This is a genomic window from Photobacterium malacitanum, from assembly GCF_900185615.1.
GTDB lineage: Bacteria > Pseudomonadota > Gammaproteobacteria > Enterobacterales > Vibrionaceae > Photobacterium > Photobacterium malacitanum.
Map to the genome: position 1 here is coordinate 195,862 of NZ_FYAK01000005.1, position 21,552 is coordinate 217,413.

19 protein-coding genes are annotated in these 21,552 nt (G+C 41.0%); 1 reads left to right on the plus strand and 18 read right to left on the minus strand.

What is annotated here, in order from left to right; genetic code table 11:
• Positions 1-46: 46 nt before the first annotated feature.
• From PMAL9190_RS13215 to csrD, 16 genes are all read right to left on the minus strand, one after another.
• The gene (locus tag PMAL9190_RS13215) at positions 47-3,073 is read right to left on the minus strand and encodes a DUF6701 domain-containing protein (RefSeq protein ID WP_087845591.1); all 3,027 of its coding nucleotides are present in this window, start codon (positions 3,071-3,073) and stop codon (positions 47-49) included.
• Positions 3,070-3,504, minus strand: a complete 435-nt coding sequence (locus tag PMAL9190_RS13220; protein WP_087845592.1) for an MSHA biogenesis protein MshP — start codon at positions 3,502-3,504, stop codon at positions 3,070-3,072. The genes PMAL9190_RS13215 and PMAL9190_RS13220 overlap by 4 nt, the downstream gene beginning before the upstream one ends.
• A complete protein-coding gene (locus tag PMAL9190_RS13225) occupies positions 3,494-4,255 on the minus strand; it encodes a PilW family protein (RefSeq protein WP_087845593.1) in 762 nt (253 codons plus the stop codon). Before PMAL9190_RS13225 ends, PMAL9190_RS13220 begins: the two co-directional genes overlap by 11 nt.
• On the minus strand, positions 4,255-4,854 hold the full coding sequence (locus PMAL9190_RS13230) for a prepilin-type N-terminal cleavage/methylation domain-containing protein (RefSeq protein WP_087845594.1): 600 nt from the start codon (positions 4,852-4,854) through the stop codon (positions 4,255-4,257). Before PMAL9190_RS13230 ends, PMAL9190_RS13225 begins: the two co-directional genes overlap by 1 nt.
• Positions 4,851-5,303: a type II secretion system protein gene (locus tag PMAL9190_RS13235; RefSeq protein ID WP_087845595.1), complete on the minus strand. Its 453-nt coding sequence runs from the start codon at positions 5,301-5,303 to the stop codon at positions 4,851-4,853. Before PMAL9190_RS13235 ends, PMAL9190_RS13230 begins: the two co-directional genes overlap by 4 nt.
• Positions 5,304-5,397: 94 nt before the next feature.
• Positions 5,398-5,868 carry a type II secretion system protein gene (locus PMAL9190_RS13240; protein ID WP_087845596.1) on the minus strand — a complete coding sequence of 157 codons (471 nt, stop codon included), beginning with the start codon at positions 5,866-5,868 and terminating at the stop codon, positions 5,398-5,400.
• Positions 5,869-5,870: 2 nt separating this feature from the next.
• On the minus strand, positions 5,871-6,476 hold the full coding sequence (locus tag PMAL9190_RS13245; RefSeq protein WP_235004362.1) for a type II secretion system protein: 606 nt from the start codon (positions 6,474-6,476) through the stop codon (positions 5,871-5,873).
• Between the two features lie 273 nt (positions 6,477-6,749).
• Positions 6,750-7,973 carry a type II secretion system F family protein gene (locus tag PMAL9190_RS13250; RefSeq protein WP_087845597.1) on the minus strand — a complete coding sequence of 408 codons (1,224 nt, stop codon included), beginning with the start codon at positions 7,971-7,973 and terminating at the stop codon, positions 6,750-6,752.
• A gap of 7 nt (positions 7,974-7,980) precedes the next feature.
• A complete protein-coding gene (locus PMAL9190_RS13255) occupies positions 7,981-9,696 on the minus strand; it encodes a GspE/PulE family protein (protein ID WP_087845598.1) in 1,716 nt (571 codons plus the stop codon).
• A gap of 3 nt (positions 9,697-9,699) precedes the next feature.
• Positions 9,700-10,818: a tetratricopeptide repeat protein gene (locus PMAL9190_RS13260; RefSeq protein WP_087845599.1), complete on the minus strand. Its 1,119-nt coding sequence runs from the start codon at positions 10,816-10,818 to the stop codon at positions 9,700-9,702.
• Positions 10,815-11,663 (minus strand): ExeA family protein, encoded by an 849-nt coding sequence (locus PMAL9190_RS13265; RefSeq protein ID WP_087845600.1) that lies wholly within the window; start codon positions 11,661-11,663, stop codon positions 10,815-10,817. The genes PMAL9190_RS13260 and PMAL9190_RS13265 overlap by 4 nt, the downstream gene beginning before the upstream one ends.
• 3 nt (positions 11,664-11,666) lie before the next feature.
• On the minus strand, positions 11,667-13,310 hold the full coding sequence (gene mshL, locus PMAL9190_RS13270; RefSeq protein WP_087845601.1) for a pilus (MSHA type) biogenesis protein MshL: 1,644 nt from the start codon (positions 13,308-13,310) through the stop codon (positions 11,667-11,669).
• Between the two features lie 14 nt (positions 13,311-13,324).
• Positions 13,325-13,648, minus strand: coding sequence for an MSHA biogenesis protein MshK (locus tag PMAL9190_RS13275; protein WP_235004363.1), 324 nt, complete (start codon positions 13,646-13,648; stop codon positions 13,325-13,327).
• Positions 13,641-14,279 carry an MSHA biogenesis protein MshJ gene (locus PMAL9190_RS13280; RefSeq protein WP_087845602.1) on the minus strand — a complete coding sequence of 213 codons (639 nt, stop codon included), beginning with the start codon at positions 14,277-14,279 and terminating at the stop codon, positions 13,641-13,643. The genes PMAL9190_RS13275 and PMAL9190_RS13280 overlap by 8 nt, the downstream gene beginning before the upstream one ends.
• Complete coding sequence (locus PMAL9190_RS13285; RefSeq protein ID WP_087845603.1) at positions 14,279-15,748, minus strand: MSHA biogenesis protein MshI; 1,470 nt, start codon at positions 15,746-15,748, stop codon at positions 14,279-14,281. Before PMAL9190_RS13285 ends, PMAL9190_RS13280 begins: the two co-directional genes overlap by 1 nt.
• A gap of 147 nt (positions 15,749-15,895) precedes the next feature.
• A complete protein-coding gene (gene csrD / locus PMAL9190_RS13290; RefSeq protein ID WP_087845604.1) occupies positions 15,896-17,830 on the minus strand; it encodes an RNase E specificity factor CsrD in 1,935 nt (644 codons plus the stop codon).
• A 139-nt stretch (positions 17,831-17,969) separates the two neighbouring features.
• Here csrD and PMAL9190_RS13295 point away from each other — a divergent pair, with 139 nt between their 5' ends.
• Entirely contained in the window at positions 17,970-18,878 is a 909-nt protein-coding gene (locus PMAL9190_RS13295) for a LysR family transcriptional regulator (protein WP_087845605.1), read from the plus strand.
• Positions 18,879-18,900: 22 nt separating this feature from the next.
• Here PMAL9190_RS13295 and PMAL9190_RS13300 read toward each other — a convergent pair whose 3' ends face one another.
• The gene (locus PMAL9190_RS13300; protein ID WP_159458397.1) at positions 18,901-20,370 is read right to left on the minus strand and encodes a phosphoethanolamine transferase; all 1,470 of its coding nucleotides are present in this window, start codon (positions 20,368-20,370) and stop codon (positions 18,901-18,903) included.
• Between the two features lie 140 nt (positions 20,371-20,510).
• Complete coding sequence (locus PMAL9190_RS13305; protein WP_087845607.1) at positions 20,511-21,065, minus strand: single-stranded DNA-binding protein; 555 nt, start codon at positions 21,063-21,065, stop codon at positions 20,511-20,513.
• Between the last annotated feature and the right edge of the window lie 487 nt (positions 21,066-21,552).

Genomic DNA, 21,552 nt, shown 5'->3' on the forward strand with positions numbered 1-21,552 from the left:
AAGATATGGATCGCGAAACCGCGTCTAGACACGCAATTTATTTGTGCTATGGGTTGATTACGGCCGTTTCCGAGCGATAAATGATACGATCATTACCTCGATAACTGCCAAAGGTGACCAGCCCTGAAGGGTCTTCATCACCAACCCCACGCCAATTAAATGTCAGCCATGGTTGATATTGTTTATTGTTTTCAGAGCAACCAATATCAGTCGCTGCTTGATAAGCAATACGTATCCAAAATCGCCATTGCTGTTTTAAATATGGGTCATTTTCTGCCACTCCGGGCGATACCTTTAATGCATAACTTTTACCGTAATTAACATCACCACTGGTTGAGATAAAATGGGCTTTATCATGCGGCTTTGAAGTATCATAAATCATCTGTTTGCATGATAAATTACTATTAAAACCTGAGCGACTATCATCGGCATTAATCGTAAACTGATCACCATTCCAATATTCAACCTTTAATGGCATCGTCAGCGGTTGATCAAACACACCACTGACATCATCGAGCACCATGCGTCCATAACGACTATCCAGCTCGCCTTTTAAAGGCGCAGTTAACCTTTGGGGCTGATTATAGCGTTGCAAGGGCTGGGTCTTGTTGGCAAAATCTGTACAGCCTAACGCTGAGCAGTCAATTCGCGGTATCACAGACAAACCTAAACCAATCTTAAATGGACCATCTGCGGTAGTTGTCGTTGTGGCTAATTTATTATTGGGTTGTAGTAACCGTGTAAATGCCAGCTCGCCATCCTTGATAGTAAGCTGCGCTTGCTGCCATTGATGCTGCCATCCAGTGCTTAAATTGGATTGATCGAGCCGCATACTGACATCATTTAATGGTCTATTTTGATTAAGATCGACCGCAGTTAATAGCAAACTTTCTTTTAATCGCGGAGCAAATGCGCTGTAATTATGAGTTGGTTCGCCAGTCGCATTCTGCGCTTCGACGGTAAAATCAACCTCAAAAGCCTGATCCATATAAGTAAAAGGTGTTGTTGATTCAGTATGAGCATTAATGATAGCACTGTCTTTAATAACAAACTGTTTTGGATAAAAACGCCCAACAGCACGCTGGCTAGGATTGATATCCATCCCTAAATAAGCAGAGCTTTCAAGCCCTAAATTGACACTGCCAACCTCACTCCAACGCAAATCATTAAATAGCACTGCATCATCATGAAATTCTGTGTTCTGGTGTGATACCGTACCGCTCAATTTTCCTCGTTCACCATTCACTGGTGAGTGAATACCTGCAATTTTTGCCGTCACCGTAGCAACGGGCGCAGTTTGAGCAAAGAAGTTTGGCGTAATCGGTCGCTGGCAATATTTATCATTGCTAACATCAATAACGACGGCTTCATCAGAACTATCACCTACTTGCCATTGCAGTGGCTTAGCCCGCATCACAAAAGCATCACCAGCAGCGACTAAGCCATTGCCACTGTTTGTCGTGCCAATAAAGCTGTCGCCAGCTTGAGGGCAGATCGCAAAAGTCCACGGACGCGAGTGCAGACTCGCTTCGCCCACCAATCCTTGCGGAAGATCGGTAACTTTAAGTTGATTAGCTTTGGTCGTTATCAACTCACAATAGTCACTGGTACAGGTTTTATCTTTAACGACTAAATTGACACTACCAGCGTCACGATAGCGCATTTGAATAGGGTCAGAGATACCACTGGTAAAATTCACCTTTAATGACGATAACTCATTGTCATCCCTCACCGCACCAACATGATATTGACCTTGAGATGGCGCTAAATAACGAGTATCAAACTCAAGTTGTTTAACACCACTATATTGAGTAATAACAGCATCATTAAGATTGGGTTGATTAGCGCAAGCCACCGCTTTAACCGTTACCGAAAATGGCTGACCAGCAATAATATTATTGTTATTGGGAGTGACACTAAAACCACCCGGAATGAAACTATATATCCCTACCGGCTTATCACCCGCCATATCAGCAATCGATGCCGTAACAGTCACCGTTTCAGCGCCATTGGGTTGTAACCAAATAGCACTTCTTAAGTCACTATTTGTCAGTACAAAATCTGAAGAACCAACACCAAATGTTTGGGGATTATTAAGCTCGACATTACGCGCCCATTTACCGCCCGTCGCAGAGCTAATACTAAATGAGATATCACCTTTAAAATCAGAGTTACTAGCGCCAACTTTTGAGACTAAAAACTCTATTTTCTGAGGTTCACACAAGGTTGAGGTTGCAACGGGTGGAGTCATTGCTAATTGATATTCAGGTTGGGCTTCAAAGCACGTACTTTGACCAATAATTTCAGTCCGTAATTTATTTTTTTTACCTGTCATTACCAAATTAGGAGCAGTTACTGCACCAGTAACACGCGTTACTTTTGTATTATTACCATTAGACATGAATAAATTACGTTCTGAATAAATTAACGCCGTAACTTGAGTGCCTGCATTTAAATCAACCCACTCATGCAGAATATCTTGGCTAGGTTTTAAATCATGCACAAATATTAATAAATCATCAGCTTTTTTAGATTCTGAAGATAATGACGAATTATTCAGCGTCATCTTTTTCACATGCACAACAGATCCTGAAGGGAATACAATATTTTTATTACTTAAATTAATGGTATTAAACCAAAATATTTTTTTATTACCGAAATCTCGTTGTTTAGATAAATTACCATCATCAACTTGAGGCCATAAATCTAATTTTATTTTTTCAGCATAAAGATTTTTATTTTCACCTATCGGCTGACAAGATTTACCTTCACAAAAATCATTAACATGACTGTTGGAGCCACTTGTATTTTTAACCGTATTAAAACCAATATAATGGTTACTATTTATAATTGCAGTGCCAGTTATATTAAGTTTATGACTTCCCTCAAACTTACCAGCAGAACCTTGCCAAGTTTGTACTGGTCCTGGAAATAAAGCACACATATCATTTGTAATATTACTCTGTGATAGATTCATTACGCTTGGGTTTTGATTAGCATCACTCGCAGCATTAACAAATAATGGAGTCAAAAATAATAACCATAAAACACCGATAAAAAAATGCCCTCTCATTGTAGCAATCCCTTAACCCACACTTGTTGCTGGCGCTTAACTTGATACTGACCACTGCCACAATGTCCTGTACTACGCAGTTGGATCCGTCGTGTAGTCTCCGCACTATCACCTGCAAACTCATTACATTCCACGCTGACCTCACAGCCATCAAAATCCACCAGCGGGATCTGCTTAGAAATCACAGTACAAGTTAACATTTGCTTAGGATCACCAATCGGGAATAATTTATTAAGACTAATTTCAATCCCGCTGTGAGCCGCAAACCACGCTCGAGTGCCCAGTATTTCTTGGGTGGTGGTTACAGCTTGTGAGGCATTAATTTTGATCATCGCAGCGGCCATCATCGCCATCACGGTAATAATAAAAATAACCACCACTAAAGCGCTGCCAGTTTGTTTGATTGCTAATGGAGAACAATTACGGCGCATTCATCACCTGTACAGTATGGTTATAACGGCTTGATTCACCATTACGAGTAAAAGTAAATTGCCACGCGACTAATGCACTGCGTGCAAGGGCGGCATTATCAATGCTAAACATCGACAAACGGCTATCGAGATATTGAGCAACTAATACCGGTTGTGATTGCGTGCCCGCATTATCGATTGTGGTACGGGTCAGGCTATTATCCTCAATGCAAAACTTAACACTGTGGGTATAGGTGTAAAAACGCTGTGCCAATGAACCACTATCAAAGCGATGCTGGCCATCAAGCTCAAACTGCCATTGATTAGCGGCTGCTCCTTTATTTATCGCCGTAACTGTCGCAACGTGATCACTAGCAACATCAAAATCTTGAGGTTTATGAGGGTTAATAACTAACTGCATCTGAGGTTGAAAAACAGGTTCGGTAGTCTGCGTCACATAGCCGATGATCGCCGTAATATCCGTTAAGCTTTGATTACTATAATCGCCACTGAACTGAATCGGCTTAAACGATAAACATTGACCATTATTAATAATTTCAAGGCTATTGGGCACTGCATTGCGTAGCTCACGCGCGACCCGTTCAACCGCAAATCGCGCTTGAGATTGTAGTTGTTCGCGATCGCGAGTTTGTAAATAGCCCTCAGTCCCCAAACTAACAAAATGACCAATACCAATAGTAATAATCGCCATTACTACCATCACCATGATCAATTCGATCAAGGTAAATCCTTGCGCGCGCCGTAACTGCATTAATAGTTGCCTCGGTATGCACTGAACGAGTAACGACCATAGCGGCCACTATCAACCACCATATTAATCCGCTTATAATTATGTGGGGTTACAGCTGTAGTCGGATTGGGATTATTGGTGAGATTGTTATCGTAAAAAATAGCCACAGTTACCGTAAAATGGCGGTAATCAGCAGCAATTGAATTTCCCAGCGCATTACTTAAGGGGCGACCATTGCCAGCTTGACAGCTCGCACTCTTGCCCTGCCAACAGCCAATATAATCATCAACCGTAGTAAGTTGCTGCTGCTCGGTGTTGGCAACGAGAGTGATTGCACAAGGATTATCAATTTCAACACCTTGCAAATCTTGAGTATCATCACAACGGATCTGCTCACCATTATCATCACTGTTAGCATCAAATTTACGCGCCAAAATTTCATTCATCATCGCATTAGCTAATGCCGCCGCTCGCGCTTGATAATGCGGCTCAGCTGACAACGCAATTTGTGGAAATAAAAATCGGCTTAACACCACCATTGCCATCGCAAAAATAACCAAGCTAATGATCATTTCAATCAGCGTAAATCCTGCTTGCGTTGGATGACTTCGGCGGTTCATAAACACACTCCGCTATGAATATAACCTTGCTGATTAATGCACATTTGCACCTGATTATTATTAGTGGCAGTAAAGCTGATCTCGCACCCGGTCATACACTGGCGCTCACCTTGGGCATTGAGGGGCTGCCCAAGTAAATTAAAAGCAATAAAATAGTGGGGGGTGATCGTAACCTGATCGTTGGTGGTTATAAGATAATTGGCAGCAGTTTGCTGAGTAGCACAACCAAATAACGACTCAGTGATGGTCAAAGAGGCACAGGCTAACTGTTGCTGTTGCATGGCGCTAATTTGAATTTGACGAGCGATTGAGATCGCTTGATCGCGAATTAGCTCAGCGCTAAAACTTGATTGAGACGCATAACGACTGGCAGCCGTAACAGAAATAATGGCTAATACAATGATCACCATCACCAGTTCAATTAAGGTGAACCCTTGTTGTCGCGCCACAGCGTTAACCTTTGCTAAATAGTATTTAATGATGCTATTTCAAATAAAAATAACATCATTAAATAGCGCTCCGCAGAGCGCTAAATGTCAGTTTTTATTTTGCTGGTTCAGTACAACCTGGGCCATATGTAATCGAAGTAGAAGCCGCAGCTGATGGACTTGTTGCTTGCGTGTAAGTCACGATACATGTATCAGTTGCATCGTTACTTTTGTAAGTATATTTAATTTCACCATTGGTTGGAGCAGCAACCACTTTCCAATCATCAGCAAGACCTGTCACTGCTGCTGCTAATGCTGCCGATGTTGCTGTTGGGTAACCATAAATGATCTCGATATTATCAAAAGTAGTAGCGGCTTTAGAAACACTCTCAACACCCTGAATCGCAGCCTTACCGTAAGTGATCCCTGCTGCACCATCAATCGCACCTTTTAGGCCTTGCAGTGATGACGCACGCGCATCGTCTTGTAAGTTCAAAAACTTTGGTGCGGCAGTAACGGCTAAAATGCCTAGAATTACAATCACCACTACCAATTCAATTAATGTAAAACCGTTTTGACGTTTCATAACTAGTCCTTTGTTTGATGTAAATTCACTTCAACTCGACCTTGAGTCGGTATGTAAGTAAATGAATGCCCGGCAATAACATTGATTGCATCGAAGCGATAATTGCTAACGGTTGCTAGCTGATAATAACGACACCGTTGTTCGCCATATTGGCGTTCAACGGTGGCGAAAAAAGCATATTTCCCCATTGCCGCATCAGCACTAATCGCTGTTGCTAACGGTGCGGGCTGTAATAAATGGCTGATTAAATCAACACAATCTTGAGCTGTTATGTGATTGACGTTAACAGTGTTACTGGTTAACAATGCAAACGGATAACCAATCAATACTGACTGCTTGGCTGTCATTGGCGTTAATTTAAAAACACTACCATCATAATTTACAATATTATTATCCTTAGCCATTTGAGGACGACCATCTGTTTCCCACTGCATTCGCGCAGAAAGAACCGCCGTCGAAAAATTACCACTAATAGTTACAATAGCGGCTTGTTTAGCTTGCTGAATAATATTAATTAGTCGTGGTAACGCGAAGGCGATTAATAAACTAATCATGGCCATCACAATAATTAATTCAATAAATGACCAGCTTTTATGTTGGGTTGACAATAGTTATTCCTAACAACATAAACTGTCAAAAATCTATTCGAATATTTTCTCACCTTGTCAAAATATTGCCAGCAATTTTTTGTAACCATTTAATTTAAATAGAAAATAAACAGGAAAAATACCTATTAATACTATTGGTATTCCATTTTAGAATGGCAGGGGTGTTATATTTAACATTAACCATTAATTAAATAGTTAATATAATTATTAGTAGTAAATTAATATTTTAATCAATTACAAAAAATAACATTAGCGCACCACATTTTATAAATATCAGCCACTATTAGCGACATCCAGCATTCCCCACATCGGTAAGAAAATACCCAGCGCCAGTAATAACACCATTGCCGATACCACTAATAATAATAGTGGCTCAATACGCGCAGTAAGCGTGGTGAGATCATAATCAACTTCGCGCTCGTAAAAATCAGCCGCTTCTAATAACAAATCATCAATTTGACCCGTTTCTTCACCGACGGCGATCATCTGTAACACTAACGGTGTGAAAATTTCAGTCTTTGCCGCAGTGGTGGCAATACTTGAACCACTTTCAATCCCCAATTTCATGTCCAATAACCGCTGCTCTAAAAAACGATTATCTAATGCTTCAGCGGCCATTTTTAAGGCCTGATTAAGTGGTAATCCCGCTCGTACCATTAATGCAAAGGTACGTGAAAAACGTGCCATCAAGGCGCGATTAACAATACTACCAACAATCGGTACGCGTAGTCGCCACAGATCCCACCGCTGTTGACCTGTAACTGTATTGCGCCACAAACGAATACCTCCCCATGTTACGCTCCCAAAAATAATCATTAGCGGCCAATAATGAACAAACACATTAGAAGTACTAATCAACACTTTGGTTGGCCACGGTAAGTCGACCCCAAAACGCGCAAACATTCCAGCAAACTGCGGAATGACTTGCGTATTTAACACCACCAGCGCCAATCCAATCGCCACCATCACAAACATTGGATAGCGCATGGCTGATTTTATTTGACGCCGAGTATCCATTTCTTGCTGATAATAATTCGCTAGCTGCAATAGGGTCTGATCTAAACGACCTGTATTTTCACCAACATGGATCATCGATACAAACAAATCAGAAAACACTCGTGGATGCTGCTTCATGGCGGCAGATAGTGAGTGACCATTGGTTAATTCTGCTGCAACCTCAGCTAAAGTTGAGCGTAATAATGGGTGATTGGTGCTTTGTTCTAAACCTTTAAAAGCCCGCAACAACGGTACGCCAGCCTTGGTTAAGCTGTATAATTGGCGACAAAAAATCACTAATATTTCAAGTGGTAACTGACGTTGCCATAAATCATTCAGCGTAAATGATGAGTGATTGCTATTGGTTGCTGGTGTGATCTCTAACGGAATAATACCTTGGCGTAACAACTGATCCGCCGCCATCGATTGAGTAACAGCATCAAGTTGACCTCGAAAAGTCTTCCCTTGTGCATTACGACCACGATAATGAAAACGCTTCATTTACAGCCTACCCAATTCGACAATCATCAAAGTCACCTTCAGCTAACAACATCACTTCATCTAAGCTGGTTACTCCCGCTAATGCCAGTGCTAATGCCGACTCAACCAGTGGCTTGTAACCATCACTTTCACGGGCTATTTGGCTAAACAGTACCGCATTATTATTGCGCAAGGCATCCATCATCAGTTGATCTATTTCTAATAATTCAAACACTCCAATTCGACCTTTATAGCCAGTAAAGTTACAACTTTGACAACCTTGCCCAAGCTTAAATACATGCTGTTCATTGTCGAGTTGACGTGCTTGTAACCAGATCTTTTGCTCAGTTTCTAAGGCTGCGGTTTGCGCACAGTCTGGGCATACTCGCCGCACTAATCGCTGTGCTAATACCGCTCTAACTGCACTAGCAACCAAATAGCCTGGTGCCTGCATATCAATCATACGTAAGGCGCTATCTATCGCATTATTGGTATGTAATGTTGAGAGTACTAAATGGCCAGTCAATGCCGCCCGCAATCCAATTTCAACCGTTTCTTGATCACGCATTTCACCGACTAAAATCACATCAGGATCTTGCCGTAAAAAAGTCCGTAAAATCGATGAAAACGTCAGCCCGATTTTATTATTTACCTGCACCTGATTCACTCGCGGTAAGCGGTATTCCACCGGATCTTCTGCAGTAATTAATTTTTTACCCGCTATATTCAGTTCGTTAAGCGCGCCATATAAGGTAGTGGTTTTACCCGAGCCTGTAGGTCCGGTAACTAAAATCATGCCATGAGGGCGCTTTAATTGGCGTCGAATACGTACTAAAAGATCGGCTGGCATACCAACATGATCGAGATCGAGAATTCCGGCCGATTGATCCAAGAGTCGCATCACCACCGATTCACCATATTGGACAGGCATTGTCGATAATCGAATATCAACTGAATGATCGCGTACTTTGACATTAAAACGCCCATCTTGAGGTAAACGTTTTTCTGAAATATCAAGCCCACTCATGAGCTTAAGCCGTAGAACCAAGGCCGATGCAACACTGCTTTCATTCAATAAGGTTTCATGTAAAACACCGTCAATACGCTGCCGTATACGCAGCACATTTTCATCAGGTTCAATATGAATATCTGAGGCACCGACTTGCAACGCATCTTCAAACAATGAATTGATCAGCTTCACCACTGTCATTTCATCATTATCTTGTTCATCAAACCCAAAACCGTAATGTTGTTGGGTTTGATGCTCTGCGTTAAGTTGTTCAGCAAACGAGGCAATTTCTTTGGTGCGACGATAGTAACGATCAAACGCAGTGATCAATTGCCGCTCTGGCGCGATCACAAACTCTACTTGATAGTGATGTAATTGGTTGAGCAGTGCTTCTTGCATCGCCAGATCGGCGGGGTCACTCATCGCAACCCGTACTCTCTCACCGCGGCGACTGATCACTAAAGCACGTAACCGCCGTGCATGAACCTCTGACAGCAAGTTCACCACCTCGCTAGCCACCACTATTCGAGTCAGATCGACCAACGGAATATCTAATTGCTGGGCTAAAAATTGCAGCAGTTGTTGTTCACTCAGAAATCCCATTCCAATTAAGGTATCACCGAGCTTACGTCCAGTGATTTGTTGTTGATTCAGAGCTTGATCCAGTTGCTGCTGCGCAATAATGTGCTCATCCACCAACAGATCACCTAAACGCTTACGTAATCGAATTTGCATCTGTTAGCTCCTTTTGGTCTGTAGCGCCATTATGCGTTGCTGAATAAATTGTTGTGACGCTGACGACAGCCCACCATGGGTTAATCCGTTACGATAAGCAGCCAATGCTAACGCTGGTTGCTGATTGCGCTCTTGAGCGATGGCTAATCCCAACCACCAACGACCGTCCGTTGGATCATGACGTAACAATTGTTGATAACTCGCAAGGGCGACCTCGGTATGATTTAATTGCTGTGCCAATCCTGCTCGCATTGCTAAAAAAGCCACTGAATCAACATTCTTTGGTTGCTGTAAGACCACAAATGCAGCTTGCTGTTGTTGTTCATTAACCAGTAATTTAGCCAATGTTAACCGTAACTCGGTATTGTTAGGTTGCAGCTGTAATCCTTGCTGCAATATCGTCACCGCTTGGCGATCATTCCCACGGCCATAATATAATGCTGCCAGTTTTTGCCTTGCCGTCACCCATTGCGGACGATACTTTAATACCGCTTCAAGATGGATGATCCCTTGGCGGCTATTTGCCTGACGCAACGCTTTTTGTGCTTTACGGTATTCAACATCTGCCAATTGTGATGCTGTTAACGCTACCGTTTGAATTGATAATCGACTCGGTAATGGTTTTGGCTCTGGCTTCACCGCTGGCGGCGACGCAACAGCGATATTTTTCTGTTGCTCTGCTAATGCATGTTGATAACCACTGTCGTAACCTTGCTCATATGAACTGGCAAGCTCTTGTTCAATCTCTACTGTTTCAACCGCCGGCTCAGCCACGGGCAACTCAGCTAAAGATGATTTCACATCCACTACGGCGACATTGGGTGTCACAGATGTAATTGCTGCCGCCACAACGGCTGGTTGTACCGACCTTGTTGCTGGTATTGGTGCTACCTCAGGCCGTGATATAACCGCTATTTTTTTAGTCGTCACTGGTGTAGATTGATACCAACTTTTACTAAGCACGATAATTATCGCGATCACTAACAATCCGATAATGATCGCCACAATAGTGCGATGACGATGAGTCGGTATTGGTTTTATCGTTGCTGGCTCTAATGCTATATCTGCAGCATGGGACTGTTGTTGTGCTAAAGCACTCAGGCGACGATTTAGCTCACTCATAAATATTTCCATCTCAGCCATTGCCACCACAACCGACTTGATTGTCGAGCAGCCACAGTATCAGCAATCGCAATATTAATATCTTGTCGACAAATACATTGCCGTTGGTGGCTATAAGCCGCTAATAGGGCTTTATGTGCCAATTGGTTAATCAACCTTGGAATACCGCCACTGGCAAACCAAATCGCTCGCGATTGAGCGATGGAAAATAACGGAGAATGGCAACCCGCGACCGATAATCGATGTGCAATATAAGCCACAACTTCAGCCTCATTTAAGGCTAATAACGTCGCTCGAAAAGTGATCCGTTGTTGCAATTGACGTAACTGATGCGCTGCTAAGCGTTGATCGAGTTCAGGCTGTCCAATTAACACGATATGAAGTAATTTTTCTGATTCCGTTTCAAGATTACCCAATAAACGGATCATTTCGAGCGCATCATCAGTCAATGCTTGTGCTTCATCGATCACCACTACCACCGCGCGACCTTTGGCTTTGCGATGCAATAATTGGTCATGAATATCAACCGTTAGTCGATGCTGTTCGGTGTCGATATTAATCCCTAATTCATCGGCTAATGCCACCTGCAAACTGAGTCCACACTGAGCTGGTGTCGGTAAATAAACCAGATCATACTGAGGAGGTAAGCGATTGATCAACATACGACAAACGAGAGTTTTTCCTGTTCCCACCTCACCAGATAACTGCATAATTCCTTCGCCCATCGCCAACCCAGCTAGCACAGTCTCGATAGCGGTTAAATGGGTTGGCAAAGCATGAAATAAAGCGGTATTAGGAGTTAATGAAAACGGTGCTTGTTTAAATTCGAAATGCGATAAATACATCAGTTATTTAGGTTCCGGAAACCATTCATTAACCAATGTTCGCGAACGCTCGATCTGTTGTTGCCAGGTTTGATCACTGATCACGGTTGGCTTTAATAAAATCACCAATTCGGTTTTTTGCTTCACTTTATTAATATTTCGAAATAGGTTACCCACTACAGGGATATCACCCAGTAAAGGGACTTTTGCGACTTGATCTGTCATCGCGGTTTTCATCAAACCACCAATGACCACCACATCACCACTGCGAGCGTGAATGATAGAGTCAGATTCTCGAATGGTACTTTTGGCTAATGGCAATTGATAAACACCAAACTTTTCACCTAAATCAACCGCTTTGATTTCATTTTTAATATCAACCACTGCAGGATGCACATGCAATAGCACTCCACCTTGATCATCAATTTGCGGAGTCACATCCAGTGAAATACCAGAGAAAAAGGGGGTTAATTCAATATCTGGCGCAGCAGTACTGTTATCACCAGAAACATTACTGCTTGAAACATTGGTGACAAAATATTCATCACCACCGACTTTGATCACCGCTTTTTGATTATTAGCCGCGGTCACCCGTGGGCTTGATAACACATTAAGATCACCTTGAGTTTCAAGAAAACTCAGTACCGAGGTGAAATTACCGTCACTAATGGTGATATTTGTTTGACCGCCTAATAGATTTGAAATCGCGTTACCGCCAGGCAATGCAGCAATGGCACTGGCATCCACAATCGGCGTTGTTCCCACCACAATATCGGTGCCACCAATACTACGAGTGATATTTTGCCAATTAATCCCCTGCTGATAGCTATCATTGAGCGTCACTTCCATGATCTTGGCTTCTAATACCACCTGACGTACTAGCCGCTGCTGTGAAATTCCCAGAAATTGTTTTACTTCACGTAATTCATTTGGAAATGCACGCACCGAAATTAAGCCAGCTTGCGGTGATACCATCACATTACGGCCATCACCATGTCCAATCATGCCACGAACGACTTTTTCTAATTGTTGCCAAAAGTCACTCTCAGAGCGGGTCTTGATGGTGGTGCCACCGGTAGTGGTACTCACGCCTTCTATCGCAGTATCACCACTATCATCTGAGTTTGAGTTTTCACTACTGTTATTAGCAATAGAGCCGGTAGTAATCGAGGTTAACGACACCCCTTGACGTTGCAACTGCAAATAATCGACAGTAATAATCTCGGTCCGTAATGTTGCAGGAAACACCTGAATAATATTGCCTTTACGTGCAATGCTATAACCATAAACATCATCGACAACATCCAATACCTCATCAAGAGTGACATCGGTTAATTGCAGACTGATCAGACCGCTTACACCTGGATGAATCACAATATTAAACGGCGTGCCTTGGACCAAACTTGAAAAAAATGCATTGGCATCAACGTTACGTGCATTAACACGAAAACGTTTTTCAAGCGCTTGCTGTGATTGCAAGTCATGGCTATCTAATGCTGGCATCAGATCACTATTAACCGCTGCGGGCAACTCAAACGCAGGTTGACTAACCGCATCATTAGCTGCTTGATTAAGTGCTTGTTTAATCGCAACTGGCGACTGATGTCCCATTTGAGTTGAACACCCGACTAAGGAAGCGATAACTGCACCAAGTATGATACGTTGCATTGTTTTATGGCCCTTCACTGCTTAATGTTTGTGCTAAACAATGACAATTGCCACTGCTTTTGATTGCGGGTTAATACCACTGAACTGTCACTGATACGACTGACGCTGTAGCCTCTAATAACACTGCCAACGGTGACAGTTTTACCGCTTAACGTGGCTCGACAAGCTTGAGGGTCACAAATAACACTCTGTAATTGTGGCAATAAGGGAGTAGACACGGTGACTGATGATGATTTTTTTTGCCACCCTAATGGCGCGGTGGGATCTTGCTGAGCGTGTATATTTGCCGCAAACAATAACCCACTAACGCCAACGCCAGTAACGATATATTTAACCACCAATAAAGTCCTTAGTTTCGCCTAATGTATACAGTTCCAGCTCTATATTCGCCCATGGATACTGAGTCACTTGGTAGTTTAAATTGCGCCAATAATACTGCACTGGTAACGCTTCAAGTTGAGTTAAATAGCCAACAACATCAAAGTACTTACCTTTAAATGTCATTCGTAATGGATGAATATAATATCCCTGATCATCACCATCCATTAACTGAGCGGCAGGTAATGACACCATAGTTTGTAACTGCAAGTCTTGGCTATGACCCAAGACTTGCTCAAGTACATTGGTCATTTCAGTTGCAGAAACCAAGCGCCCAACTTTATGTTGTAGCTCTGCCACCAATGCCCTATTTTTCTGTTCCAATTGCACGATTTGAGCTTCAACCTTTTGATTAGGATTCTGAGCTAATTGCCGTTGTAATTGGGTAATTTTATTACGAGTTGCGATCACATTATTGGCAGTCGTCTGAACACTATTGGTTTGGCTTTTTAACTGTAACCCTTGCGGCTCGAGCACCGTAAAAACACCAATAAAGCCAATCGCTACCCAGCCTGATATCGCAATCAGCCATTGCTCTCGTAATGATAAATTATTGAATTTTTGCTGGTATTCACTCCACGTCAGCGTCATTAATTTGTCCCTTGTAGGCGTTGAGCTTGCAAACTAAATCGCACCTGATTGCTCTCATCTCGGTTAATAGTCAATAACTGAAATCGGCGTTCAGCCAAGGTTGAATAACGATTAAATGTGCTTAACCAACGAGGGACGGCATCAGCGACACGAGCGCTGCCATTGATATTCATGCCAGCAGCTGAAATTGAAATAGCTTCAATCGCGATATCAGTTGATGCCGCAGCAGCGAGTTGGGTTAACACTTCACCATAGCCAACCAATAAACTGGCATCGTGATTGGCAACAGCTTTCAATGTTGCTTGCTTAGCGTTAATTTCTTGCTCTAATACACTAACGCGCTGCTGCTTTATTGGACTGACAATATGCAGTAATAGTTGCTTTTGAGTTTGGGCTAATTCAGCTTGTACTGTGGTTAACTGAGCATTATTGGCCACAATTTTAGGTGCTAATTGATGCGTTTTGAAACTATAAAAACCACTGACCGTGGCGATTAACACCACCAAAGCTAACCAACTTAGTAGCATATTATTAAGTGTTAACCATTGCCGTTGAGGTTGCAGATGTTGAGCGTAAAGATTAATTGAGCTGTCAAAGCCTTGCTTAAGACCAGCCCAAGTTACACGTGCCGCAGTTGAGGTTAATGATGGTTGAGGTGGATCCAGAGCTTGAACCGTGACATTTAAACGGTCATTTAATGCGAGAGCTAATTGATGGTTATCATCATTATCACAACTGATTAATAGCTGACTGATTGGATTGTCACGTAGCTGAGCGCTAACAAAGTCCAACGAACGTTGCAGCTCTAACGCCAAACTATCAAGTTGTAAAGATTGATTATCACTGTTCGGTGTCGCCACCAGCGAGACGTCAAAGCCTCGCAATTGGCGTTGAAAAAATAATTTATGCTGGCTAAATGCGGTTAATTGCAGGTTACCATTACCATAACGATGTACCACTAATTGGCTGCGATTGTCTGCCGTGAACTCACTCCAAACCACACTTTCAACCGTTACGCAGCTGACATTACATCCAGCTGATTTACAGGCTGCAATAATTTTATTCAGTTGTTGGCGAGTACTAACAAACACCTGTAGCCGATCGTTTTGTAGGCAGCTAAAACCATCAGCGACGATATCTTCAGGCGCTTCATTGACTAAATCTTTAACCAAATAAGGCAGCGCTAATGCTAGCTCATCACTGTTCAACTCAGGTTTATCTATCAATAAGCTCTGGTATAAACCTTGGCCTAAAATAATCGCAACTTGAGCCCCAGTTAATTGATGCTTGGCGATCAATATTTCAATTGCAGTTGGCCACTCAGTGGTCGAGGCAATTGAGACTGAATCAACAACAATATCGGCTTCGCTACCAACAACTATAACAACGGCATCAGAAAATAGAGTAATTGCGGCATTTAGTGAGGGCTTTTTATGGGTAAGAAACGAAGCAAATAAGCGTTGAATCATGATTAAAACAAGCCAAAAATGAGAGCCAAATAACAGCTCTGCACTTTAGGTAAAGAGTCTTTACTTCACAATATTTATGTATCAAATGTCAGATCTACATCACTTTAAATGATAACTATCATGTTAACATGTTCAGCATCATCCCTTTTAGGCATTGGGCTCACGCGCCATTGGTTGCTCAGCGGCAAATAATCGACCTTGAGCTGCGACAATACCTAACTGTTGTAACACTCGCCATTCCTTCTTAGACTCAACCCCAACCGCAATAACTTGAGCATCACTGTTGGCGCATGCACCAAGCATACTTCTAACAAATAATTGATTTTCTTGGCGCTGATGAATATCACGCACTAGGCCTCGATGTAATTTAATATAATCAGCTTTAATATCTTTAATATAGTACGTACTAACAATCGTTCGACCCGCTTTTGAAACCACCAGCTTACAGCCAAGGCCTGTTAACATCCGTAATACTGGCCGTATTGCATCTAGATGTTTCACTAACATATTTTCTGAGACTTCCAGTAATAATCGATTCAATACTGGGCGCGGTAATTGCAATAGCTCATCCCGTAGCCATTTAACAAATTTTTTGTCACGTAAACTAATGGTAGTCACATTAACCGCATAACTATTAGTCGCTGATTGCAGCTTAAGTAACTGCAAGGTTTGGCTGATCACCGCGCGATCAAAACGCACCGAATAACCAACTTGTTCTACCGCTGTCATAAAATTCGATGCTTTAATAATATCGCCATTATCATCTTGTATTCGCGCAAGTAAGGCGTAACTCATGACTTGATCATTAGCCGCCATAATAATTGGCTGTTGATATAATAATGGTCCACCGTGAAGCAGCGTTTTATCAATCAGAGTACGCCAACGAACATTGCCACGCGACTTATCCCATTGATGATCTTTAGTGAAACTATTCCAATTATTTGCCCCTTGTAACTGCGAGCTACGTAAAGCCATATCAACTTCATCCATGATTCGACCGCGACGATCACCACTATGAAAATAAGTGACTCCAATATGGCACCAGTTATCTTTTTCCATCGGTGCAGGAGGCGATAACCGCTCGACCGCATTCAATAGTTGATTGGTAAAAAGTTTAATTTCTTTGGCTGGTTGTTGAGGAATAAGAATCGCAAATTCAGCATCAAAATAGCGGGCTAATACCGTATCAGGAAAACGCTGAATAAAATTAGATAAAATAACACTGATATCCTGTAATAACTCTTCAGCAACAGTTCTTCCTTGCTGAGAACACAGTTCATCCCAATCACTTAAGCGTAATAAGATCACCGCACCGTGATTATCTTGATCTTGTACCATCGATTGCAAACGACTATCAAACAACACTCGATTAGCCGTGCCCGTTAACTGATCTAAAAAGGTATGGGTGCGAATAAAAGTATCAAATCGACTCCGCTCTTGACGGGCATCTTTTAGCTCACAAATTAATTGATCCAGTGCCAAACTAGCCGTTGCTGGCCATTCATAATCATTGCCTTCAGCATATTGTTCAACTCTACCAGCCAAAATCATTCGCCCACGCTCTTCTAATAATTCAGAGCCATATAGCTGAGTTCGAAGCCAATGTACTCCTCGCATCAAACCAAGAATAACAATTAACATCGCTAAAGAAATCGAAGACATTGCTCCAAGTGAATAGGTAAATTCACTATAAAGCGGAATAGCAGTGATAGTGACTTGATAGTCAGAATGTGAAGGCAGTTTATATTGATGACGATAAAGGACATTAGGATCAGGAATGACTTGATCACTTTTAAAATCAAAAACGGGGTGATTGTTATCAGTAACGGTTAATGTCACCACATTACTTGCGTTAAGCAATGTTGGTAGCCAGCGCGATAACGCTTGTGGTCCTTGAGGCTCAAAGATCTCTTGATCGATAACACTCACTACACCATCAAGGTAGTGCACTAATGCGTTTTGGCCGAGCTTACGAAAACTCAACGCACCACCAATAAAAATAACTAAAATCGCGCAGATCACGATCATGGTAACAAAGGCAACTAAGCGATTTGTTAACTTCATCCTTGAGGCTTTTCTCATAGCATCCTTATTCACATATGCCATTAGTATCAATACGTAAGAGATCTAAACGATCTTAATCATTTTCTCATTGCTAAGCATACGCTACATTAGACCCGTAAATCGATTAATAATATTGTAATAAGGAAATAACACGCTTATGGATTGGATCACCTGTGCTAATAGTTTTATTACCGTCGTAGAGCATGGCTCATTAGCGCAAGCTGCAAATAAACTCAACACCTCAAGTTCTGCATTATCCAAACGCTTATCGTGGTTAGAGAAACAGCTTGGGGTTCAACTTTTAAAACGCACTACTCGCCACTTAACCATGACCGATGCTGGCCAACTTTTTTACCAACGCAGTGCCTTATTAGTTAATGATTGGCAACAAATGCTCGCAGACACAACGGCAACCTATGGTGAAGTTGGCGGCATATTACGTCTTGGTGCTCCACTCGCAACCGGTAGCCGTTTAATCGTTAATTACTTAACTGAATTCAGCCAATGTTACCCTAAAATAAAAATTGAGCTCCATACTGTCACAGCAGGCCAGCTTCCCGATCTTAATCTTGATGTCTTTATCAGCCGTGAAATCACGGAATTTAATTCTTGTAGTTATATCGCAACCAAATTGCTGAGCTACCAAAATGGGTTTTACGCCGCACCAACTTACCTTGAAAATAATCTCCCCATCACCACGCCAGAACAATTATGCCAACATAATTATCTGTTATTTGGTGAGCAAAACCATCAACAAGATCATATCTTTGAAAATAATCAACGGTTACGATTACAAGGTAATTTTATTACCACTAATCCAGAAGTACTGGTTGCAAGCGCTGTCGCTGGTATGGGGCTCATTTTAACCAGTAGCCAAACTATCAAGCGTGAATTGGATAATGGCTTACTGGTACCAGTATTGCCAACCTTAAAGCAACCAACAAATGCCATTTACGCCTATTATCCAAAATTAAATTACCACCATGTAAAAACAAAATTATTTATTGATTTTATTAAACAAAAATCATCACAACGCCTAGCAGCAATAACTACATTTGGTACTTAAGACTAATCTCAGATAATGGCCATTAATGGTGTTTAATAATTTCATCAGGATCATTTTTTAAGTGACTAAAGGGCACCATTTGATTACCACTTAATACTTGCAGACTCTTCTCTTGAGGCGCTTGATAAATACTAAACGCAGGTAGTTGCGCTGTTTTAACACCAATCCAATGTGAGAAAATAGACATAAAATCAAATGCACTGATTTGTTTATTTACTTTAATATGCTGCTTGATATCACTGGCTATTTCAATCAGTGGCACTTCGTAATTTTGCTTATATAAATCACCATGCACTAATTGAGTCTGTCCTTTGACGGTACTGACATTATTCAAACCATGATCAGAAAAATAGAATAATGAATAGCTTTCTTGAGTGGCTTTTAAATCATTAACTATCGTTTTTATAATGCTATCTGTTTGATTATAAGTAGATAAATAACAAGATAGATCTTTATCTTTTAATCCATAAATGTCTTTTTTAATTCGATCGCAAAAATTCTCATGTGATCCCATAATATGGACCACAATTAATTTTGAGCCCTTATAAGGCTGCGCTAATGCCTGCTTAAATAACGGTAATAAGGCATAATCACTGGTATTGTTGCTAAGAAAATTACCTTTTTTTAAAAATTGTTTTTCGGTTGCATGCACTGCAATTGCTGACACTGCAGTATCATACTTACCAATAAACCCTTGATTTGATAACCATATTGTTTTCATCTTGGCAGCATTAGCCAAAGTAATAATATTATTAACTGGGTGTAAATCTAACCCATGGCTGATAGCAAGTGTTCGTGGTAATGACACCGCAGTATGAGAAGCTGTCGACAAATAACCATCAACTAAAATTGCAGGTGTTTGAGCTAAAAATGGCGTGGTATTAATTGGGTAGCCGTAAGCAGACATATAATCTTTACGCATACTCTCACCAACGATTAATACATAATTTTTATACTTTGGTTTAGCGCTTAATATCGTCCAATTAGCACTCTGGTGAATACTTTTTTGAATTGCCTTCATTTGAACAATGTAGTGCACACTACTAATATAAATATGATCAATAAACACACTTAAAGATGAAAAATAAAAACACCCAATACCTAATAAAATAGCTGACTTCTGCCATGGAAAAGCAAACTTGACCTGTGCTAAATAGTAAATAAACAACAACAATAAAATGGCATTAAGTCCCCATACCTTTGCTGGAACGGCTAATAAAAACTCAATACTTTCACGTTTATTCGTTTCAACTAATGATGCAATGATTCCTATATTAGGGTGACCATAAATATAACCCGATTGGAAGTATAATGTCGCCAGCAAACCAATGGGAAATATAATTCCCCATTTAAGCCAACGTTTAGATGACAATAATATTAATGCTAAAAATAAACAACTAGTTACTACAAGTATTTGATTACCACTATAACCAACCCCCTTAGTAAGTAATAAAGATAATAAAAAAGTAATAACGATATCTAAACGTTTCATAAATATAACAAGATAAACCATGAGGATAATATTAATAGTTTAGCTTAGCCCTACTATTTTTTACACAAAAAACCCAGCACTCGTGCTGGGTTAGTATTAATATTTAAAAGTAATTATTATACTTTTAATCGATATAAGTCCTAGAATGGAATATCGTCATCAAAATCCATTGGTGGCTCATTATATTGCTGCTGCGGTTGCTGTGGAGCAGACTGCTGCGGTGCTGGCTGATGTTGCTGTTGTGGTGCATAATTTTGCTGTGGTGCAGCAGCCGGTTGTTGAGGCTGACCCCAGTTACCTTGATTCTGCTGTTGTTGTTGACCACCCATCGGTGCGCCACCATTACGACCACCTAACATCTGCATAACGCCATTAAAGCCTTGAACAACGACTTCAGTCGTGTATTGATCTTGGCCTTGTTGGTTTTGCCATTTACGTGTTTGTAATTGGCCTTCAATGTAGACTTGTGAACCTTTACGTAAGTATTCACCAGCAACTTCTGCTAATTTGCCAAACAATGCTACACGGTGCCACTCTGTTTTTTCACGTTGCTCACCGGTAGATTTATCACGCCAAGACTCAGAGGTTGCAATAGTAATGTTAGCTACTGCACCACCGCTAGGCATGTAACGAATTTCAGGATCATTTCCTAAGTTACCGATTAAAATAACTTTATTTACGCCACGACTGGCCATAGTTCACTCCAAAGCTGATAGCGACGGTATTGGGTGTTAATAGCCGCTTAGTCAAAGTTTATACTCAATCACGCAGTTTATCATGTCAGCAAGGTCAAGGCATAGCGCCAAAGTAGGTTATAGGGCGCAATTATCCATACAAAATACAACTAAATAACAACAATGATATAACCAAGATTTATATAAGACCGCAATGACAATAGTAGCAGCATCAAAACTGTCATTTTTATGACACTTCAATGCTTTTAATATATATAATATGTAAGGTATAACTATATTATCAATGTGAAATGCTTAATTTAATCGAAGAATTATTGATAAAAATATTGAAGATAATAGTAACTATATTAAAAATAAATAACACCTAATATAAAGTAAATAGTATGGCTGTTATAATATAAACCATACTTTAAGCATGAATATAAGGATTGTCATTAGGGTTAATAATTAAAGATTATACATATTTGATTTATTGTTATATTTTGCG